At 58.8% G+C, this 18,630-nt stretch carries 16 protein-coding genes; 10 read left to right on the top strand and 6 right to left on the bottom strand.

Going from position 1 to position 18,630, the window contains the following annotated elements:
- The first annotated feature begins 189 nt into the window (after positions 1 to 189).
- From RGV06_RS01110 to RGV06_RS01070, 9 genes are all read left to right on the top strand, one after another.
- Positions 190 to 1,014, top strand: coding sequence for a fimbrial protein (locus RGV06_RS01110; RefSeq protein WP_322149113.1), 825 nt, complete (start codon positions 190 to 192; stop codon positions 1,012 to 1,014).
- Between the two features lie 70 nt (positions 1,015 to 1,084).
- Positions 1,085 to 1,582 carry a GNAT family N-acetyltransferase gene (locus RGV06_RS01105; RefSeq protein WP_046810118.1) on the top strand — a complete coding sequence of 166 codons (498 nt, stop codon included), beginning with the start codon at positions 1,085 to 1,087 and terminating at the stop codon, positions 1,580 to 1,582.
- A gap of 162 nt (positions 1,583 to 1,744) precedes the next feature.
- Positions 1,745 to 2,605, top strand: a complete 861-nt coding sequence (locus tag RGV06_RS01100) for a MurR/RpiR family transcriptional regulator (RefSeq protein ID WP_019827230.1) — start codon at positions 1,745 to 1,747, stop codon at positions 2,603 to 2,605.
- A 38-nt stretch (positions 2,606 to 2,643) separates the two neighbouring features.
- Positions 2,644 to 3,195, top strand: a complete 552-nt coding sequence (gene ddpX, locus RGV06_RS01095; protein WP_019827231.1) for a D-alanyl-D-alanine dipeptidase — start codon at positions 2,644 to 2,646, stop codon at positions 3,193 to 3,195.
- Positions 3,196 to 3,345: 150 nt separating this feature from the next.
- Positions 3,346 to 4,926, top strand: a complete 1,581-nt coding sequence (locus tag RGV06_RS01090) for an ABC transporter substrate-binding protein (RefSeq protein ID WP_019827232.1) — start codon at positions 3,346 to 3,348, stop codon at positions 4,924 to 4,926.
- 75 nt (positions 4,927 to 5,001) lie between these two features.
- Entirely contained in the window at positions 5,002 to 6,018 is a 1,017-nt protein-coding gene (locus RGV06_RS01085; protein WP_019827233.1) for an ABC transporter permease, read from the top strand.
- Between the two features lies 1 nt (position 6,019).
- A complete protein-coding gene (gene ddpC / locus RGV06_RS01080) occupies positions 6,020 to 6,901 on the top strand; it encodes a D,D-dipeptide ABC transporter permease (RefSeq protein ID WP_019827234.1) in 882 nt (293 codons plus the stop codon).
- The gene (locus RGV06_RS01075) at positions 6,898 to 7,893 is read left to right on the top strand and encodes an ABC transporter ATP-binding protein (protein WP_173667395.1); all 996 of its coding nucleotides are present in this window, start codon (positions 6,898 to 6,900) and stop codon (positions 7,891 to 7,893) included. The genes ddpC and RGV06_RS01075 overlap by 4 nt, the downstream gene beginning before the upstream one ends.
- Positions 7,893 to 8,864 (top strand): ABC transporter ATP-binding protein, encoded by a 972-nt coding sequence (locus tag RGV06_RS01070; RefSeq protein ID WP_322149111.1) that lies wholly within the window; start codon positions 7,893 to 7,895, stop codon positions 8,862 to 8,864. Before RGV06_RS01075 ends, RGV06_RS01070 begins: the two co-directional genes overlap by 1 nt.
- Positions 8,865 to 9,141: 277 nt before the next feature.
- Here the strand turns inward: RGV06_RS01070 and RGV06_RS25715 are convergent, their stop codons facing one another.
- From RGV06_RS25715 to RGV06_RS01055, 3 genes are all read right to left on the bottom strand, one after another.
- Entirely contained in the window at positions 9,142 to 9,783 is a 642-nt protein-coding gene (locus tag RGV06_RS25715) for a methyl-accepting chemotaxis protein (protein ID WP_404688847.1), read from the bottom strand.
- 1,704 nt (positions 9,784 to 11,487) lie between these two features.
- Positions 11,488 to 12,189, bottom strand: coding sequence for a FadR/GntR family transcriptional regulator (locus RGV06_RS01060; protein WP_019827238.1), 702 nt, complete (start codon positions 12,187 to 12,189; stop codon positions 11,488 to 11,490).
- A gap of 111 nt (positions 12,190 to 12,300) precedes the next feature.
- Positions 12,301 to 13,614, bottom strand: coding sequence for an L-fuconate dehydratase (locus tag RGV06_RS01055; protein WP_037032588.1), 1,314 nt, complete (start codon positions 13,612 to 13,614; stop codon positions 12,301 to 12,303).
- 152 nt (positions 13,615 to 13,766) lie between these two features.
- Between RGV06_RS01055 and RGV06_RS01050 the strand changes: the two genes are divergently transcribed.
- Positions 13,767 to 14,723, top strand: coding sequence for a LysR family transcriptional regulator (locus tag RGV06_RS01050; RefSeq protein ID WP_046809304.1), 957 nt, complete (start codon positions 13,767 to 13,769; stop codon positions 14,721 to 14,723).
- Here the strand turns inward: RGV06_RS01050 and RGV06_RS01045 are convergent.
- The 3 genes from RGV06_RS01045 to RGV06_RS01035 form a co-directional block, all read right to left on the bottom strand.
- Positions 14,710 to 16,053: an MFS transporter gene (locus RGV06_RS01045; protein WP_019827242.1), complete on the bottom strand. Its 1,344-nt coding sequence runs from the start codon at positions 16,051 to 16,053 to the stop codon at positions 14,710 to 14,712. The two genes, RGV06_RS01050 and RGV06_RS01045, sit on opposite strands and share 14 nt — an antisense overlap.
- 70 nt (positions 16,054 to 16,123) lie before the next feature.
- A complete protein-coding gene (locus RGV06_RS01040; RefSeq protein WP_046809303.1) occupies positions 16,124 to 17,083 on the bottom strand; it encodes a sugar kinase in 960 nt (319 codons plus the stop codon).
- Position 17,084: 1 nt separating this feature from the next.
- Positions 17,085 to 18,614 (bottom strand): UxaA family hydrolase, encoded by a 1,530-nt coding sequence (locus RGV06_RS01035; protein WP_198821949.1) that lies wholly within the window; start codon positions 18,612 to 18,614, stop codon positions 17,085 to 17,087.
- Between the last annotated feature and the right edge of the window lie 16 nt (positions 18,615 to 18,630).

Here is an 18,630-nt window from a genome sequence, read left to right as displayed (position 1 = left end):
ATACAAGGCAATCGCTAGAGAAGAAATAACGCCATGCATAACGTAAAAGGCAATTGCATACATCACTTACCCTTATTGGCACTATTATTATTCAGTCCAGCCTGCTCATATGCGGATTGTGTTTTCAATGAGGGACCCAACCCAACCACCAGCCTTGAAGTCGACTTGCCAGGACCGGGAGTCATCAGCATGCCCGCAGACCTGGAAAATGACCGCACGATTTATGAAGCCAGTAAGCTTGTGCGCGTTCATAACAACATGACGTGCAGGGGTATTACACCCCTCGGCCTGGTCCCGAATCCAGCACTCGGTCCTGCACCTGTGAGCGGATACACATTCCCGATAAAAGACAGTGGCATTGCAGTCCAGGTTTACAGCGGTTCAGCGACCCCAAATAACACGATCAACGTGTTTGGCGAAAAGACTTACAAACAGGGAAACGTTTGGGGAACCTACGGCGGGCAGTTTATTTTCAGATTTATAAAAATTGGAAAAGTTAAACATGGCACGATCATTACCCCCGCAAAAATTGGGACCATCAATTACGGGACATTAGTCACCCATAACCTCACGCTTACCAGCAACCTGATCATCTCCGCGGCCTCCTGCAAAACCCCTGACGTGTCGGTCAAGATGGGCGATTATGTAGCCAGTGAACTGACGGGCAGTCGAGGCCAGACAAACCCCGTCCACTTCGACATCGCACTCAACGAGTGCCAGGAAGGCATCTCCAGAGTAACCTACTCACTACAAGCCAACACCCCAGTCATAGACAGGGAAAGTGGCCTGGTTTCGCTGGATGGGACTTCCAGTGTCAAAGGTGTTGGCCTGCGCATCATGGACGGCAATGGTGTACCCCTGGCCCTGGACAAGGCCCATGTGTTCGACGCTTATGAGGAGCGTGGCGGCAACTTTAAAATTCCGTTGAGTGCTGCTTATATTCGTCTCGGCGATCAAGACCTGTCGTTTGGCACAGCCAATACGTCCATGACCTTTACCATGAGTTATTTATAATCAAGGGCGAACAGGCCTTCAGCATGAACAACAAAGGGCTGAACAATCCCCCCCACACAGAGAGCAGCCCATGGTTCTACCAACCCCCCTATTCAGACACGCGACCCCACAGGACGCGGAGCGCTGCTATCAGATCGAAATTTCAGCCTATGAAGGCGATGAAGCCGCCACTCTGGAAAAGATTGCTACTCGGATCGCCCAGTATTCCCAGGGCTTTCTGATCCTTGAGCAGGCCAGCCAGGTGGTGGGTTTCATCAATAGCGGCTGTGCCCACGACGTGGTCATGTCGGATGAGGCCTTCAAGGAACTGATCGGGCACGACCCAGCGGCGCCCAATGTGGTGATCATGTCCGTGGTGGTGTCCCCTGAACACCAGGGCAAGGGCTTTTCAACGCTGCTGATGCACGAGTTTGTCGAGCAGATGCGCAGCCTCGGGAAAAAAACCATCCACCTGATGTGCAAAGAACAGCACGTCGGGCTCTACACCCGGCTGGGCTATCAGTACGTTCAGCCATCCCCCTCCGAACATGGCGGCATGGCCTGGCATGAGATGGTCATGGCTGTCTGAGTGTCTGTGCGAGCGCCCAAGGCGCTCGTGATACCCGCAAAAAACACTTCACTGCACACGCTTCAGAAAAGGCGTTGTGTTGCCGTGAAAACAAATGTTATGTTGCTAACACGAAGCAAACAAATGACATACCAATAACAACCACGGTGTCGGCGCGCTCTTATGTCCCTGGAAAAAAACAGCTTTCTTCAGTTGCTGGAACAAGAGTTCTCCAACCTGACACCCACCGGCAAGCGTATTGCCAGTTACTTGTTGGGCAATCCGCAACAGTTGCCCTTCGAGTCCGCTGACAGCATTGCGCAGCAAACCTCTACCACGGGTATTTCCGTGGGCCGTTTCCTGCGTTCCCTGGGTTATCAGAACCTGGATGAGGTCAAGCAGAGCCTGCGCGGTGAAGCACCTACCTCGTGGTTGATCACCGACCGTATCGGCGCCTTCCGCGCCGAAAACAGCTGCGATGATGCGCTGGACCGTTCCCTGCATCGCGAAATCGAGGCCATCCAGCAGGTCTATGAACTGGCCCGCAGCGAAACCTTTGCCCACATCGTGCAACGCATTCACGAAGCCGATGCCGTGTTCATCCTCGGCATCCAGTCCACTCGCGGCATTCTCACCGCGTTTCACAGCCACCTGGAGTACATCCGTCCCAAGGTCTACTACGTTGACGGCCTGTCGGGCATCTACGCCGAAACCCTGAATTCCGGTTTCGCCAACCCGTACGCGATCATTGCCGACTTTCGTGCGTACTCCAGCGTGACCCAAACCTTCTGTGACGCGGCCATCGACAACCAATTACCCCTGGCCCTGATCACCGATCTGCAATGCCCATGGGCCCGGGATTACCCGCTAGACCTGCTGCAGATCAAGACCGACGTCGGGCAGTTCTGGGATTCCCCAGCTCCCTTGGCTTGCCTGTTGAACCTCATGGTTTCGGCAGTGGCAGAAAAATACGGCGAGCATCTGGATGCACGCCTGGCAAAAAATCGTCAGTTGCAAAAAGCCTTCGGCCAGTTCGAAGGCTAAGCCGATCGCCTCAAACAAGTCACAAATGGAGTGTTTGTGTGAACCAAAGCGTTGCAACCCCAAGCCCGCTCGTTGAAATCGACGTGGAGCAGTATCAGGTGCAGATCGAAATGATCTATGCCACTGCCGATAACCTGGCCGGCAAAATCATCTACCCGACAGCGCGTTGCCAGTTGCACCGTGATGCGGCCGTCTGTTTGCGCAAGGCCAGCCAGCTGGCGAACCTTGCTGGCTACAGCCTGCTCATTTATGACGCCTATCGGCCACCCTATGCGCAGTTTTTGCTCTGGGAAGCGTTGCCCAACGGCGACTACGTGCGTGATCCGCACCTGGGTTCTCACCACAGTCGCGGTGTTGCAGTGGATCTGACCCTTGTGGACGAAAACGGCAAGCCGCTGGACATGGGCACCGCATTTGATGCCATGGAAGACAAATCCCATCAGTTCTACCCCGACCTGCCGGTCAACGTGCAGCGCAACCGCCTGCTGTTGCTGGGCATTATGTTGGGCGCGGGCTTCCAGGCGATCCCTACGGAGTGGTGGCATTTCGAGCTGCCCAACGCTGACGATTACCCCTTGCTCCACGAGTAATCCGGCCACGAAACCAAAGAGTTTCGATGCCAGTGACACCGCTTCACGACAACAACAAAAACGTTTCAAACAAGCTTCATCTGCTACTGCCCGGTTATAGATTCCAAAAATAAACCTACTTCCAGACATCGAATGTTGAAGGAAACCGGCATGACCCTCATCAAGACCGTGAACCGCACTACCGCTTCCCGTGCCCGAAAACTGTTACCTGGCTTGCTGTGCGCAGCCTTGAGCCTTGGCACCTGGCAAGCTGCAACCGCAGCCACCGCACAGGACACCCTGATCATCGGCAAACCTGCCGACCCGCAAACCCTCGATCCGGCCGTGACCTTTGATAACAACGACTGGACCATCACCTACCCGTCTTACCAGCGACTGGTGGGCTACAAGACCGATGGCGACAAGAGCAGCACCGAAGTCCAGGGAGACCTGGCCGAGAGCTGGACTGTTTCCCCGGACAACCTGGTCTGGGAGTTCAAGCTCAAGCCTGGCAACAAGTTCGATGACGGCACCGGCGTAGACGCTGCGGCAGTCAAGTTCTCGTTCGACCGTCTGATGACCCTCAAGCAGGGCCCATCCGGTGCATTCCCTGAAGACATGGTGGTTGAGGTGATTGACCCGCAGACCGTGCGCTTCACCCTCAAGACACCGTTCGCGCCCTTCCTGTTCACGCTGGCCCACAACGGTGCCTCGATCGTCAATCCGCTGGTGGCCAACAAAGGCGCAGAGGCCAATGCCTGGCTGTCCAGCCACACCGCAGGTTCTGGCCCTTACCGCTTGAGCAACTGGCAGAAAGGCCAGTCGCTGACCATGGAACCGAACCCCTATTACGCCGGCGCCAAACCTGCGCTCAAAACCGTCGTGCTCAAGATCATCGCCGAGCCCTCGGTACGCCGCCTGCAACTGGAACGCGGTGATCTGGACATCATCGAAGACATGCCAGAAGACCAGCTGGGTTCTCTGGCCAGCAAACCGGGCGTCGTGGTCAAGGAGTTCCCGTCGCTGCGGGTCACCTACCTGTACCTGAACAACAAGCAAGGCCCCCTGACCAACGTGGATGCGCGCCGTGCGATCACCGAGGCGGTGGACTACAACGGCATCGTCAAGGGCATTCTCAAGGGCAAGGCCGAGCTGCTGAACGGGCCGATCCCGGACGGCATGTGGGCCTATGACAGCTCGTTGCCGAACATGAAACAGGACATGCCTGCTGCCATGGAGAGCCTGGCCAAGGTTCCCAAGAAAATCACCAACCTGAGTTACATGTACTCGGACAAGGACGCCAACTGGGAGCCGATCGGCTTGACCCTGCAAGCCGCCCTCGCCCCTCTGGGCATCAACCTCAAGCTGGAGAAGACCGCCAACGCCACCCTGCGTGAGCGTGTTGGCCAAGCCGACTACGACATCGCCGTAGGCACCTGGAGCCCGGACTTCGCTGACCCGTACATGTTCATGAACTTCTGGTTCGACTCCAAGATGCAGGGCCTGCAAGGCAACCGTTCGTTCTACAACAACCCGCAGGTCGACACCCTGATCCGCGAAGCCGCGACCACCAGCGACACGGCAAAGCGCACCGAGCTGTATCAAAAGGCCCAGAAAATGGTGCTCGACGACAGTGCCTACGTTTACCTCTACCAGAAGAACTACACCCTGCCGATGCGTGATTCGGTCAAGGGCTACGTGTTCAACCCCATGCTCGAACAGGTGTTCAACCTGGGCAGCATGAGCAAGTAAACCTGCTGCTGCGTGCGCGCCAGTAATGGCGCGCATGGCGTTGGATTTCTGTCGTTAGTGTGACTGAGGTGCCCTATGGCCTTCCTGACGTTGTTGCGCAAGCGCGTGCTTGGCCTGTTACTGGTCGTGTTCGGTGTTTCGCTGATTACCTTTACCATTTCCCATCTGATTCCCGGCGATCCCGCACGGCTGATCGCCGGTGACCGTGCCAGCGATGCGCTGGTCGCCGGAATCCGTCATCAACTGGGGCTGGATTTGCCGCTGTACCAGCAATACGGCCGCTACGTGCTGGACCTTGTGCAGGGCGACCTCGGCACATCGATTCGTACCAACCGCCCGGTACTGGAGGACTTGCAGGCGTTCTTCCCGGCGACTCTGGAACTGGCCCTGGTGGCATTGTTCCTCGCCATTCTGGTCGGCGTGCCACTGGGGGTGCTGTCGGCGGTCTACCACAACCGCGCCATCGACCAGATCGCACGTACCCTGGCCGTCACCGGCATCTCTACACCGGCATTCTGGCTAGGTCTGGGCGCGATCGTGCTGTTTTATGGTCACCTCGGCTGGCTGCCTGGTGGTGGTCGATTGTCCGAAGGGCTCACGCCACCGTCGACGATCACCGGTTTCTACCTGATCGACTCATTGCTGGCCGGGAACTTCACTCTGTTTTTCGATGCACTCAAGCACTTGATCCTGCCCGCAGCAACCCTGGGGTTCGTGACGCTTGGGGTCATCTCGCGGCAGATCCGTTCCGCCATGCTCGATCAATTGGGTGAGGACTACATCCGCACCGCCCGTGCCTACGGTTTGTCGCGCTGGACCGTGATCCTGCGTCATGCGCTGCCCAATGCGCTGATTCCGTCGGTAACCGTGCTGGGCCTGACCCTGGGCGATCTGCTGTACGGCGCAGTCCTGACCGAGACCGTTTTCGCCTGGCCGGGCATGGGCGCCTACGTCGTAAAGTCGATCCAGTCCCTGGATTTCCCGGCGGTGATGGGCTTCGCAATCCTGGTGTCGTTTATCTATGTACTGCTGAACATGGCCATCGATCTTCTGTACCGCGTGATCGATCCACGCATCGGCGAGGTGAATTGAGATGTCGGTACCCCTTAGCGCAACACACGGCCCGCAATGGCGTGAAAAACTCACCTACCTGGCCTATCAGATCCGCCGCAGCCCGTTGACCATGGCGGGCCTGCTGATCACCCTGATGGTGGTGGCGGCCATGATCTTCGCTCCCTGGCTGGCCAGCCACGACCCCAACGCCCTCAACCTGGCCGAGCGTCTGGCACCACCGTCCTCCGAACACTGGTTTGGCACCGATGAAGTGGGCCGGGACCTGTTCAGTCGTGTGCTCTACGGCAGCCAGCAATCGGTAGGCGTTGGCCTGTTCGTGGCCTTTGCCTCATGTTTTATCGGTGGCCTGCTGGGCTGTTTTTCCGGCGTGATCGGCGGGCGCTTTGACTCCCTGACCATGCGTTTGATGGACATCATGCTGTCGGTGCCTTCACTGGTGCTGATCATGGCACTGGCAGCCGCACTGGGTGCGAGCCTGTTCAATGCCATGCTGGCAATCACCCTGGTACGGATTCCGTCCTATGTCCGCCTGGCCCGTGGCCAGGCCCTGGGTATCCGCCAGATGGGCTACGTAAAAGCTGCCGAAACGTTCGGCGCCAAGCGCTGGCACATGGTCCACTGGCACGTTGCCCGCAACGCCATGCCGCCCTTGCTGGTACAACTGAGCCTGGATATCGGCAGCGCCATCCTGATGGCTTCAGCCTTGGGCTTCATCGGCCTGGGCGCGCAGCAGCCAACGGCCGAATGGGGCGCAATGGTTGCGACCGGGCGCAACTACATCCTGGATAACTGGTGGTATTCCACCTTCCCGGGGCTGGCGATATTGATCACCGCCACCGGTTTCAATTTGCTGGGCGATGGCGTACGCGACCTGCTCGACCCACGGCAACAGGGGAAATGACCATGTCTACGTGTAATCCTGTGCTGGCCATCGACAACTTGAGTCTTGAGTTTCCTGCCTACAAGAGCAGCGTCAAGGCGCTGAACGGCGTGTCACTGCACGTCAATCCCGGCGAAATCGTCGGTGTGGTCGGTGAATCCGGATCGGGCAAGTCCGTGACCGCGATGCTGAGTATGCGGCTGCTTCCCGAGCGCAGTTATCGCATCACTTCAGGCAGCCTGAGTATGCTCAATCGCGACATGCTCAGCGCACCCGAAAAAGACCTGCTGAAAATACGTGGCCGTGATGCTGCAATGATTTTCCAGGAACCGATGACCGCACTGAATCCGACCCGGCGTATTGGCCGGCAAATGCTCGACGTGATCATTCACCACCAAAAGATCAGCGCCAGCGCTGCCCACGCAAAGGCCATCGCACTGCTGCGCGACATGCACATTGCCAGCCCGGAACAGGTTCTGGAGAGTTACCCGTTCGAGCTGTCCGGTGGCATGCGTCAGCGGGTCATGATTGCCCTGGCGTTCTCGTGCGAGCCGCAATTGCTGATAGCCGACGAGCCCACCACTGCACTCGACGTAACAGTTCAACGCCAGGTGCTGTTGTTGCTGCGCGAAAAAGCCCGTCAAAAAGGCACGGCCATCCTGCTCATCACCCATGACATGGCGCTGGTGTCGCAGTTCTGCGACCGGGTCTATGTGATGTACACCGGTGCAGTGGTTGAACAGGGGCTGACGGCCGAGGTCATGAGCAATCCCCGGCACCCCTACACCCAGGGTTTGCTCAGTGGCTTGCCTGAGATGGTCGAACCGGGCCAGCCACTCATGACCATTCCCGGGCAAGTTCCGAACCTTTCACAATTGCCCACCGGATGCACCTTCGCCGAGCGCTGCACACATGCCATGCCGGTGTGCGCCAAACGCCCGGTGCTGACCGCCATCCACCATGATGAGCAACGCAAAAGCGCGTGCTGGTTACCGCAAGAGGAGCTTTCGTGATGAACAGTGCGCTGATTTACCCTGCAATCGACACGGCCCCAAAGATTCTCAAGCTGACAGACGTTCGCGTGCGTTTCCCCGTCAGCAACGACTGGCTGGGACGGCCCCGGGGCTACGCCCACGCGCTAAACGGCATCGACTTGCAGGTCCGGGCCGGAGAAACTCTGGGCATCGTCGGCGAGTCGGGCTGCGGCAAAAGCACACTGGCACAATTACTCATGGGCCTGCTCAAGCCCACTAGCGGCGCAGTGAGCTGGGCCAACGGGAAAAATGGCGAAGGCAGCAGTAACGTCCAGATCGTGTTCCAGGACCCCCAATCGTCGCTGAACCCGCGCCTGCCGATCTGGCGCATCATCACCGAGCCGTTGTATGCCCGGGGCATGCGTTCCAGCGAGCAGATGCGCAGCATTGCCGCCAAAGTGGCAGCCCAGGTGGGAATCCGCCCGGAATACCTGGACCGTTTTGCACACCAGTTTTCCGGTGGCCAGCGCCAGCGGATTGCGATCGCCAGGGCCCTGTCATCCGACCCGGACATCATCGTCCTGGACGAACCGACCTCTGCGCTGGATATTTCGGTGCAGGCACAGATCCTCAACTTGTTGGCCGAGTTGCAACAGGCGCGCAACCTGACCTACATCCTGATTTCCCATAATGTTTCGGTTGTGCGCCATATGGCCGATCGGGTGGCGGTGATGTATCTGGGTCAGATCGTCGAACTGGGCAGCGCCGCCCAGGTACTGGAGCAGCCGCGCCACCCTTACACCCGCCTGCTGTTCGAAGCGGTGCCGCGGCTGGGCGTGCCGCTGCTGGCCGAACAAGTGGCGGCACCTACCGAACTGCCGGGTAACAGGAACCTGCCCGAAGGGTGCTTTTTCCTTGAGCGCTGTAGCTTGAGCAGACAAGGCTGCGGGCAGCCGCAGGTGATGCGCGGTGGTCAACACCAACAGGTCAGGTGCCACGTACAGGACTGACTGCACTCTTTGTAGCCGCTGCCGAAGGAACGAGGCTGCGTTCGTGCGGGCAGCGGTCGAAAGACCGGTACACACGGTGTGCCTGATTAACCGTGAAGCCGATTTTACGACCGCTGCGCGCTCGGACGCAGCCTCGCACGGCTCGTCAGCTGCTACGAATTTCGCAACTCATACCACTGCGTAGCAGTTGACGAGTAGAACGAGGCTACGTTCGAGCGCGTAGCGGTCGCAAAACCGGTACACACGGTGTGCCTGATTGACCCCAGCCCCCCAATTATCAAGCCTTCACCAGCACTCGGCTCACTTCAAACTGCCCCACCAGCTTTTGCAGTTTATTGGCATTGAGTCGTACGCTTTCGGCACTGTTTTGCAGCATCACTACGGTCTGGCGCATTTCTGTTGAAGAATGGTCGACCTGCTTGATGGTCCTCCCGTAATCGAGACTGCGCATGTTGAGTTGCTGGATGATCGCAAACATGCTTTCTACGGCTTGATGCAAATGGACGTTTTCCGACGAGGCATCTTCGGCCAGACGAAGGCTGTTATCGACGTCCTTGACGCCCTCCTCCATGAAGCTGACGGCTTTTTGCGTTTCGCTTTGCAAGCCTTCTACCATGTGCCTGATGTCCTCGGCAGCGCGCGATGTGCGTGAGGCCAGGCTGCGCACTTCATCGGCAACCACCGCAAACCCCCGACCATGTTCACCGGCACGCGCAGCTTCAATGGCGGCATTCAACGCCAGCAGATTGGTCTGGTTGGTGATATCGCTGATCAGGCCGGTGATATTGCCAATCTGAGTCATCTTGCTGTCGAGTAACTGCACGCTGGAAGATGAGCGCTCAACCACATCCCTGATGGACTGCGTTCCTTTCTGTACGGAAAGAAACTGTTCGCGGGCACGGGTGACGACTTCATCCATGACCTGCTTCATGTGTTCGGCACTGGCAGAGGCTTGCTGAATTTCACCCAGTTGGTCTTCGACGATAATCATCATCCGGTGAACGGCTTCGCCCACTTCTGCAGAGGTGGTACTGGCTTGCTGGCTGCGCCCCAGCATCATCCGGTTGGTGCTGCCGACATTGCTGCTGGCTTTCACCACCTGGCCTACCACCGAGTCCAGATGGTCGATAAAACTGTTGATCCAGCGCCCCATGTCCCCGGTTTCGTCGTTGGCCATTTTGCTGGTGTCGAGTCGCTGGCGCAGGTTGCCCTCACCCTCGGCGATGGTCATGATCACGCCCGTCATCACGTTCAGCCTGGCAGCCAGTCTTTTTGGCCCCCACAGGCTGAACAGCAGCGCCGCACACACCATGCTCAGAATTTCGGCGGCATCAATCATGTCCTGGCCCAGGCCACTGTAATGCCGGACCACGTAGTTGCAGGCAAACAGGCCTGCCATGGTCGCAAGGTAAGGCTTCATCAGGCCATAACTGAGGGAGCGCCGACGATAGACTTCCTCCAGGTCGGCCTCGCACATCATGCCCCAGCGATCCGGTGAACCCGGTAACTGAAACGTCACACCTTTACCCACCACCGGAATGTGCCGGTAGTCCGAATAACCGGGGTAGGTCACGAACAGGTTGGAGCCCGTACGGATGGTCTCGCGAACACCCGCGTGCAATTGCTGTGTGGCAGGGTCGGTGAAGCGCAACTCCAGCTCGGTATGGCGCTGTATCTGGACGGTTCTCCAGGGTGTTTTCACACCATTTTTCAGGTTTTCTCCGTGGGTAAAGGTACCGTCCTCGAAGCGCGAGCGGGACAAGGCCGTCCCTGGCGCAATGGCGGGGTTAAAACGCGATTGGGCCATAAACAAATAGTTATCACCCGACTCGGCAAAGATGTGCCCGGCCTCGCGCTGGATCAGATCGCCCAGCACATCATTGGGTACGCGACCGCAGAGGCAGCCCAGCACTTTATCGCCGACCTTGATCGGCTGATAAAACATCAGCGTGACTTCATCGTGAAAGCGCGAAGACGACGGGCCGATTTGCAAGGTCAGCGGGTCGCAGTAAGGACCATGAAGAAACGGCGCCTTCAAGCCTTCTGCCAATGCCCGCGTAGGCTCGACAAGGATGTTGGTGCGCCGGTTCCAGGTCGAGGCAACGACCTTGGCGTTGGTATCCAGCACAAACAATTCAGAGAAATCTTCTGCCTGAACGAGGGTGTCCATCAGTGAAGTACTGTCGAGTTGGGCGAAATCACCAGCGAGGTTTTCCGCCAGTTCAGCCAGGTGTTCCCATTGCTCCCGCGTCCAGTTTTGCAGCAGCTGCACGCGGGTTTCAGCGATGGCTTCGAAGGTCTGCTCTATCACCGGGTAAGCCGAACGGTTAAGCCAGCACGACCAGCCCATCATGAATTTTCCGGTTTTGCCGAACCAGGGTAGCCAGTGTTTCTCACGGGAGGACAGCATCATGGAACTGCTGGATAGCGGCATTCAACACACTCTCAATGACATAAATGATGTCAAAGTGACAGCAACTACCAAGCCAACTCGAAATGCCTCTGGCGTACGGTATTGGCAAGGCTGAAATGCACTACGCCATGCCTCAACCCGGTGCGTTCTGCGCAATGCGCTCCATTATGAGGCTGGGTTCAATACCTCAAGCACTCAGTGTGGTCCAGGTCACTCCGCCTCAAGCGCACCGAGCCAGCGCGCTTCTGAACGCAGCAGATGCTGGCGAAGGGCCGTCTGCGCAGCGATCACGTCTTTGCATTCCAGAGCATGCAAGATCGCTTCGTGTTCGATCACCGCGGCATCCCAGGTGCCCGGGTTTTCCGAGTGTTCGCTCAGGTGCGACGAAATCGGGCTGTGGCGCTCGTCAAACAACGACGTGATGATCCGCACCAACGCGGAATTACCGGTCATTTTCGCCAGACGATGATGAAATTTTCGGTCGTCTTCAAGGGGCGGTCGATTAGCCTTGATACTCGCCCTCATGGCGTCGATGCAGTCCTTGAGGTAGCGGTGATCGCTTTTTTTACCGTGCATGCAGGCCAGCACCACGGCCTCGCCTTCGATCAGCGCCCGCGCCTGCATCAGTTCGGAGGGGCTCTCACCCAGTGTCACCGTGCGTGCGCCGCCCTCGTGCACGCGCGCGGCCACATACACCCCGGACCCCATCTTGATTTCGATGCTGCCTTCGATTTCCAGGGCAATCAGCGCCTCTCGCAGCGATGGTCGTGACACCCCCAGCAACTGCGTCAAGTCACGTTCAGGAGGCAGGCGCGAGCCGACCTTGAAGTCACCCTGAACAATGTATTCACGAAGCCTGTCGGCGATTTTCTGGTAGAGCTTGCGCTCTGGAGCAGGATAGGAGGAGACCATCGAGGCAGAGTCCGAGAAATGATGCCAAAGGCTACCACAGAGGCCGAGGTGGACTGGAGAAACCTCGGTGGTGGCCCTGGATAAATCATCTGTCGGCTCAGCCTTCATGCCCTAGTGCTGGTCTTGCCACTCTGAACCGTTGGGGTATTCAAAATGCTCCAGGGAGGATTGCTTCATCGTCACGCTGTACCCCGGCTGTTGAGGCGGCATATAGCGTCCGCGGCGGATCACGATCGGTTCCAGGAAGTTTTCGTGCAGGTGGTCTACGTACTCCAGCACACGTTTTTCCAGCGAAGCCGAAACAGCGATGTAATCGAACAGAACAATGTTTTGCGAGTACTGGCACAAGCCGACACCACCGCCATGGGGACACACGGGTACACCGAACTTGGCGGCCATCAACACCACAGCCAGCACCTCGTTCAGACCGCCCAGGCGTGCCGGGTCGAGTTGGCAGAAGTCCATGGCACCGGCCTGGAAAAACTGCTTGAACATGACCCGGTTGTGCGCGTGCTCACCGGTGGCCACGCCTATCGGGTGAATACGTTGACGAATTGCCGCGTGACCTAGTACGTCGTCAGGGCTCGTGGGCTCTTCAATCCACCATGGATCGAATTCAGCCAGGCGACGCATATTGCTCACCGCCTCGTCCACGTCCCAGGTCTGGTTGGCGTCCATCATCAGCTTGCGATCCCAGCCCAGCTCTTCACGCAGGATTTGCGCGCGGCGCATGTCTTGCTCGATGTCTGCACCCACCTTCTGCTTGAGATGGGTCCAGCCTGCTTCAACTGCTTCACGAGCCAGGCGGCGCATTTTTTCTTCGGAGTAGCCCAGCCAGCCGGCGGCGGTGGTGTAACCGGGGTAGCCTTCACGCAGCATCTGCTGCTCGCGCTCGGCCTTGCCCGGCGCCGCCCGACGCAACATAGCGATGGCTTCCTGTGGCGTCAGGGCATCGGTAATAAACGTGAAGTCGACACAACGCACCAGCTCTTCGGGACTCATGTCGGCGAGCAGTTTCCAGACCGGCTTGCCCTCCTTCTTGGCCCACAAGTCCCACAGCGCATTGATAATGGCCGCGGTGGCCAGATGCACCACACCCTTTTCCGGACCCACCCAGCGCAGTTGGCAGTCGCCGGCAACGATCTCATGCCAGTAGGCCCCGAAGTTGCTGGTGATGCTTTCGAGGGTGCGGCCGGTGACAAACAATTTGGCCAGTTCCTTTACTGCCGCAACGCACAAATCGTTGCCGCGCCCGATGGTGAACGTCAGGCCGTGACCCTGCAGGCCGTCGTCCGAATCGGTGTGCAAGGTGACATAGGTGGCGGAGTAGTCCGACGTCGAGTTCATCGCGTCCGAGCCGTCCATGCTTCGGGAGGTTGGAAAGCGAATATCGCGTACGGCGACCCGGGTAATTAGGGTAGACATGGAGTTATCCTGAAGTTGAAGCTTGCCCCGCCCTCTGCGGTGGATGCAGGCTTATTCATGTTATTTTCGTGTCGCACCCGCAGTCTGTCCTGCATGACCCCTCTGCGAAATTGAATGTTTCGACTACGCCGATCACTCCAGGTAATAGCCCCATGATCAACCCGCTGGAACAGTTTCGCAGCCGCCTGCGCATGCGCCACTTGCAGTTGCTGTTTGTCCTGTCTGAAGAAGGATCGCTGCGCAAGACTGCGCACATCATGGCGCTGACCCAGCCTGCGGTGACCAAGGCACTGCACGAACTCGAGAGTCTGGTGGGCGATGCGCTGTTTACCCGCACGCACAAGGGGCTGGTCGCGAACAAACTGGGGGAAGCAGCCATTCGTTATGCACAGCTGGTATTCGCTGACCTGAGCGGTCTGCACGAAGAAATGACGGCCCTGCAATCGGGCAATCTCGGCACCTTGCGCATCGGTTCAATGGGATCACTGGTGGGCGGACTGTTACCACGCACGCTGGCGCAACTGACCCAACGCCATCCCAAGCTGAACATCACCGTGGTCATCGACACCAGTGACGTATTGCTGCAGGCCTTGAGCCTCGACCAACTGGATCTGGTCGTTGCCCGTATCACCGATGGCTGGCCAACCGATGAGCTGAACTTCGAGGCATTCGATGAAGAGGTGATACAGATCGTCGCGCGCACCGGTCACCCGCAGCAGCACAACAGCGAAGTCACCCTTGAAACCCTGGCCCGCTACCCGTGGGTCGTGCAATCACAACCCGCGCCGCTGCGGGAAATCTACCAGCAGATTTTTCGCGAATCCCAGGTACAGGCTCCCGCCAGCCAGCTTGAAACCGCCTCGACGATGCTCACCGTCTCGCTGCTTCAGCAAACCGACATGGTCGCCTTGATGCCACTGTCACTGGTGGAGTACTACAGCGACCTGGGCGTGCTGGCACCGCTGCCGGTCAAGGTGTCGGCGCGCTTGATGCCCTTCGGTCTGATCAGCCGCAAAGGGCGGGTGCCCACGGCGGCGATGGAAGTGGTAAAGGCCGAGCTGCGAGTGCAGGCCGGCCTTGAAGGTACAGCCGGGGTTACGAACGACTAGACGTCAGGTCGGCGGGCGGCACATATGTGCTGGTCGCCGTCGACGGGGTGCGCTTGAGCATCATCAACAGCAACACGCTGACAAAACACAGCGCGGCCACAACCTGAAAGCCTGTGCTGCTGTTGCCTGTCACCGCATCGGCGTAGGCCTTGATCTGCGGCGACACAAAGCCGCCCAGGTTGCCGATAGAAATGATGAAGGCGATCCCGGTGGCCGCACTGGTGCCGCCCAGATGACGGGTCGGCAAGCTCCAGAATACCGGCTGACTGGCCACCAGCCCCGGAATGGCGATGCAGAATGCCAACAGCGTCAGCACTGGCGTGTTAATCACCGACAGCGAGGCAAAGGCCAGCGTGCCAACCGCAAGCATTGAAGATGCTACCAGGCGATGGTTGTTGTGCTTGTCGGCATACACCGTGGCGATACGCATGGCGACGATGGTGCACAGCCAGGGGATCATCAGCAGCAGGCCGACCGAGGTGTTGACCTGACCGCCCAGGGTCGAAGCCAGTTTGGCCGGCAAGTAGAACGCCAGCGGCGCATTACCGATCTGTACGCAGAAGTAGATGGCAATAAACATCAGCACGCGCTTGTCTTTGAGCACACCAAAGATCGAACCGTGGCTGGCGTAGCCCTTGGCTTTTTCTTCGCCTTCAATGACCGTGTTCATCGCGTGTTTTTCTTCAGCGGTCAGCCATTTGGCTTCGCTTGGGCGGCTCGCCAGATAGAAAAACGCAATGACCCCGACCACCGAGGCAGCCAGGCCTTCGACCACAAACATCCACTGCCAGTTGGTCAGCCCGAACGGGTTGTGGGTGTCAAGGATGAAACCAGACAACGGACTGCCAATCAGCATCGCCACCGGTACGCCAAAGTAGAACAGGCCAATGGCTCGGGAACGTTGCTTGGCCGGGAACCAGTAAGTCAGGTACAGGATGATCCCGGGCATGAAGCCTGCCTCGGACACCCCCAGCAAAAAGCGGATGACGTAGAAGGATGTCTCGCTGGTGGCGAACATCATCGACGCCGAAACCAGGCCCCAGGTGACCATGATCCGCGCCATCCAGACCCGTGCCCCCACTCGCTGCAGGATCAGGTTGCTTGGCACCTCAAACAGCGCATAACCGATAAAGAAGATACCTGCGCCCAAGGCAAACGCAGCGTCACCGATACCGGTGTCAGCTTGATAGGCGATCTTGGCAAAACCGACGTTGGCGCGGTCGATAAACGCCAGCGCGTACATCAGGGCGAGAAACGGCAACAGCCGGATGGCTGCTTTCTTTACGCCGCTCGCCAGCGCGGGCGAGTCATACAACTCTTGATAACTCATGGAACGTACCTCTTCTTATTGTTGGAGTAGGTGTTATCCAGGATGCGGTCAGGCATCTTCACTCTGCGTTTCAGGTGTGTTCGGCAAACCTCGCCAGCTCTGCGTGAGTCGGCAAACCATCGCTGTCCCCCGGGAAGCCCAGCACCCGGGCACCGATCAGGTTGCCCCTGGCCACCGCCTGGGCAACACTTGAACCCTCGAGCAAGGCGCTGATGACGCCCACGGCAAAACCGTCCCCCGCGCCCACGGTGTCCACGACGTTGCTCACTGGGTAGCCAGGGCTGTAGCCGCTTTCATTGGCGCTGGCGTAATAGGCACCTTCGGCCCCGAGCTTGATGACCACCAGCGAACAGCCTTTGGCCAGGAAGTACCGGGCGATGTCCGCCGGATGTTCCAGGCCGCTTAGCAAACGGCCTTCGGCGAGACCGGGGAACACCCAGTCAGCGAGCCCGGCCAGATCATTCAGGCAAGCCACCATGCTGTCCCGCGATCCCCAGAGCCGTGGCCGCAAATTGGGGTCGAAAGACACGCTGCAGCCCGCGGCACGCATGTCGCGAGCCATATGCACAATGAGTTCGCACACGCTGTCGCTCAGTGCCGGGCTGATGCCCGTGATATGCAGGTGCTTCGCAGCGCGGCAGTACTCGGCCGGGTAGTCGCTCAGGTTCAAGTGGCTCGCCGCCGAACCTTTGCGGTAGTACTCGATGTCCGGGTCGCCCCCGTCGGAACGGCGCGACTTGAACATCAAGCCGGTGGCGTGTTCGTTGTCTTGCGCGGTATGCCGGTGATCAATGCCGTCACGGGCCATGACCTCGCGCAGCCAGTGGCCGAGGGTGTCATCCCCCAGGCGGCTGATGTAGCCGACACGAAAACCAAGACGTGCCAGGCCGGTGGCCACATTCAGCTCAGCGCCCGCCGCGGCGCGCACATAGTGCTCGGCCTCACGCAGGCTGCCGTCGGTCTGGGCGCTGAACAAGCCCATCGCTTCGCCGCAGGTCACAATATCGATCGTTTCAGTGGAATGGCTCATGTCACATCACCGCACCGATTTGCCACGGCAGAAACTCGTTGTCGCCCATGCCGTTTTCTTCGCTGCAAGTGGGGCGACCCGACGCGGTTGCGAGCATCAAGTGGAAGAGACGCGCACCGGCTTCGGCCACCGACTCTGTACCCTCGACAATCGCACCGGCATTGAAATCCATGTCCAGCGTCATGCGCTTGAACAGCTGGGAATTGGTGGCGATTTTCAGCGACGGCGTCGGTTTGCAGCCGTAGGTCGAGCCGCGACCGGTGGTGAAGCAAATCAGGTTCGCACCGCCCGCCACCTGGCCGGTAGCAGACACGGGGTCATAGCCTGGGGTGTCCATGAACACCAGGCCTTTTTGCTCGATCGGCTCGCCGTATTCGTAAACCCCCATCAGGCCGGTAGCGCCCGCCTTGGCTACGGCACCAAGGGACTTTTCAAGGATGGTGGTGATGCCGCCGGCCTTGTTGCCCGGCGACGGGTTGTTGTTCATGTCGCCGTCATGATGGCGCACGTAGTCTTCCCACCAATGGATCCGGCTCATCAGTTTTTCAGCGATTTGCGGTGAAGCGCAACGGGCGGTCAGCAAGTGCTCGGCGCCATAGATCTCCGGCGTTTCCGACAAAATCGCCGTACCGCCGTGGCGTACCACCAGATCCACCGCTGCCCCCAAAGCCGGGTTGGCGGTGATCCCCGAATAGCCATCCGAACCACCGCACTGCAAGCCCACAGTGAGGTGTCGGGCCGACACATTGCTGCGCTGCTGACTGTTCACAGGCGCCAGCATTGCCTGCACCAGCGCGATTCCCCGCTGCACGGTTTCACGGGTACCGCCCGCTTCCTGGATCACCAGGCTGGCCTTGAGTACTGCCGGACGATCGGCCAGTTGCTCCATCAACGGGGCCAATTGGTTGACTTCACACCCCAGGCCAATCACCAGCACACCGGCAAAATTCACATGATCTGCATAGCCGCGAAGGGTGCGCTTGAGGATCTCGATGCCATCGCCCTTGGCGCCCATGCCACAGCCGCTGCCGTGGGTGATTGCAACCACACCGTCCACATTGGGGTAATCGCGCAGGTAGCCGGCATCGAACGCCGCAGCGATCTGCTTACACACCGTGGCCGAACAATTGACGCTGGAAATGACCCCGATGTAATTGCGCGTGCCCACTCGGCCATCGGCACGGACATAGCCGTCGAAGAAAACGTCGTCGTCTTTGAAAACAGTGGGCTGGTAGACGTTGGCCAGCGTGTGAGTCGAACTGCTCGTGGGCATATCAAGGTTGTGCACATGGACGTAGTCACCGGGCTTCACGACGGTGGAGGCCTGGCCGATGATCTGACCGTATTTGCGAATCGGCTGCCCGCAAGCCACACCGCGCAGGGCAATCTTGTGGCCCGAAGGAATGTCGGCCAGGGCGATGATGGCCAGGCCGTCGGCATGCAGGACCTGACCTTTGGCGATATCGCCGCGTGCGACTGCGACGTCATCGCCGCTTGTCAGTACCAGTAAGGATGAGCTTGCAAGGTTCATGGTGGATCCTCAACGG

Origin of the sequence: Pseudomonas sp. CCI3.1, from assembly GCF_034313985.1 — a bacterium.
Taxonomy (GTDB): Bacteria; Pseudomonadota; Gammaproteobacteria; order Pseudomonadales; family Pseudomonadaceae; genus Aquipseudomonas; species Aquipseudomonas psychrophila.
Note: the sequence above shows the minus strand (reverse complement) of the source record. Positions and strands in the feature narration are given on the sequence as shown.

Excerpts from the sequence above, each read along its gene's own strand:
- ddpC (WP_019827234.1), top strand. The coding sequence starts at position 6,020 with ATGTCGGTACCCCTTAGCGCAACACACGGCCCGCAATGGCGTGAAAAA.
- RGV06_RS01055 (WP_037032588.1), bottom strand. The coding sequence starts at position 13,614 with ATGTCTACCCTAATTACCCGGGTCGCCGTACGCGATATTCGCTTTCCA.
- RGV06_RS01105 (WP_046810118.1), top strand. The coding sequence starts at position 1,085 with ATGGTTCTACCAACCCCCCTATTCAGACACGCGACCCCACAGGACGCG.
- RGV06_RS25715 (WP_404688847.1), bottom strand. The coding sequence starts at position 9,783 with ATGGATGAAGTCGTCACCCGTGCCCGCGAACAGTTTCTTTCCGTACAG.
- RGV06_RS01050 (WP_046809304.1), top strand. The coding sequence starts at position 13,767 with ATGATCAACCCGCTGGAACAGTTTCGCAGCCGCCTGCGCATGCGCCAC.
- RGV06_RS01070 (WP_322149111.1), top strand. The coding sequence starts at position 7,893 with ATGAACAGTGCGCTGATTTACCCTGCAATCGACACGGCCCCAAAGATT.
- RGV06_RS01060 (WP_019827238.1), bottom strand. The coding sequence starts at position 12,189 with ATGGTCTCCTCCTATCCTGCTCCAGAGCGCAAGCTCTACCAGAAAATC.
- RGV06_RS01075 (WP_173667395.1), top strand. The coding sequence starts at position 6,898 with ATGACCATGTCTACGTGTAATCCTGTGCTGGCCATCGACAACTTGAGT.
- RGV06_RS01085 (WP_019827233.1), top strand. The coding sequence starts at position 5,002 with ATGGCCTTCCTGACGTTGTTGCGCAAGCGCGTGCTTGGCCTGTTACTG.
- RGV06_RS01100 (WP_019827230.1), top strand. The coding sequence starts at position 1,745 with ATGTCCCTGGAAAAAAACAGCTTTCTTCAGTTGCTGGAACAAGAGTTC.
- RGV06_RS01090 (WP_019827232.1), top strand. The coding sequence starts at position 3,346 with ATGACCCTCATCAAGACCGTGAACCGCACTACCGCTTCCCGTGCCCGA.
- RGV06_RS01045 (WP_019827242.1), bottom strand. The coding sequence starts at position 16,053 with ATGAGTTATCAAGAGTTGTATGACTCGCCCGCGCTGGCGAGCGGCGTA.
- RGV06_RS01110 (WP_322149113.1), top strand. The coding sequence starts at position 190 with ATGCCCGCAGACCTGGAAAATGACCGCACGATTTATGAAGCCAGTAAG.
- RGV06_RS01035 (WP_198821949.1), bottom strand. The coding sequence starts at position 18,614 with ATGAACCTTGCAAGCTCATCCTTACTGGTACTGACAAGCGGCGATGAC.
- RGV06_RS01040 (WP_046809303.1), bottom strand. The coding sequence starts at position 17,083 with ATGAGCCATTCCACTGAAACGATCGATATTGTGACCTGCGGCGAAGCG.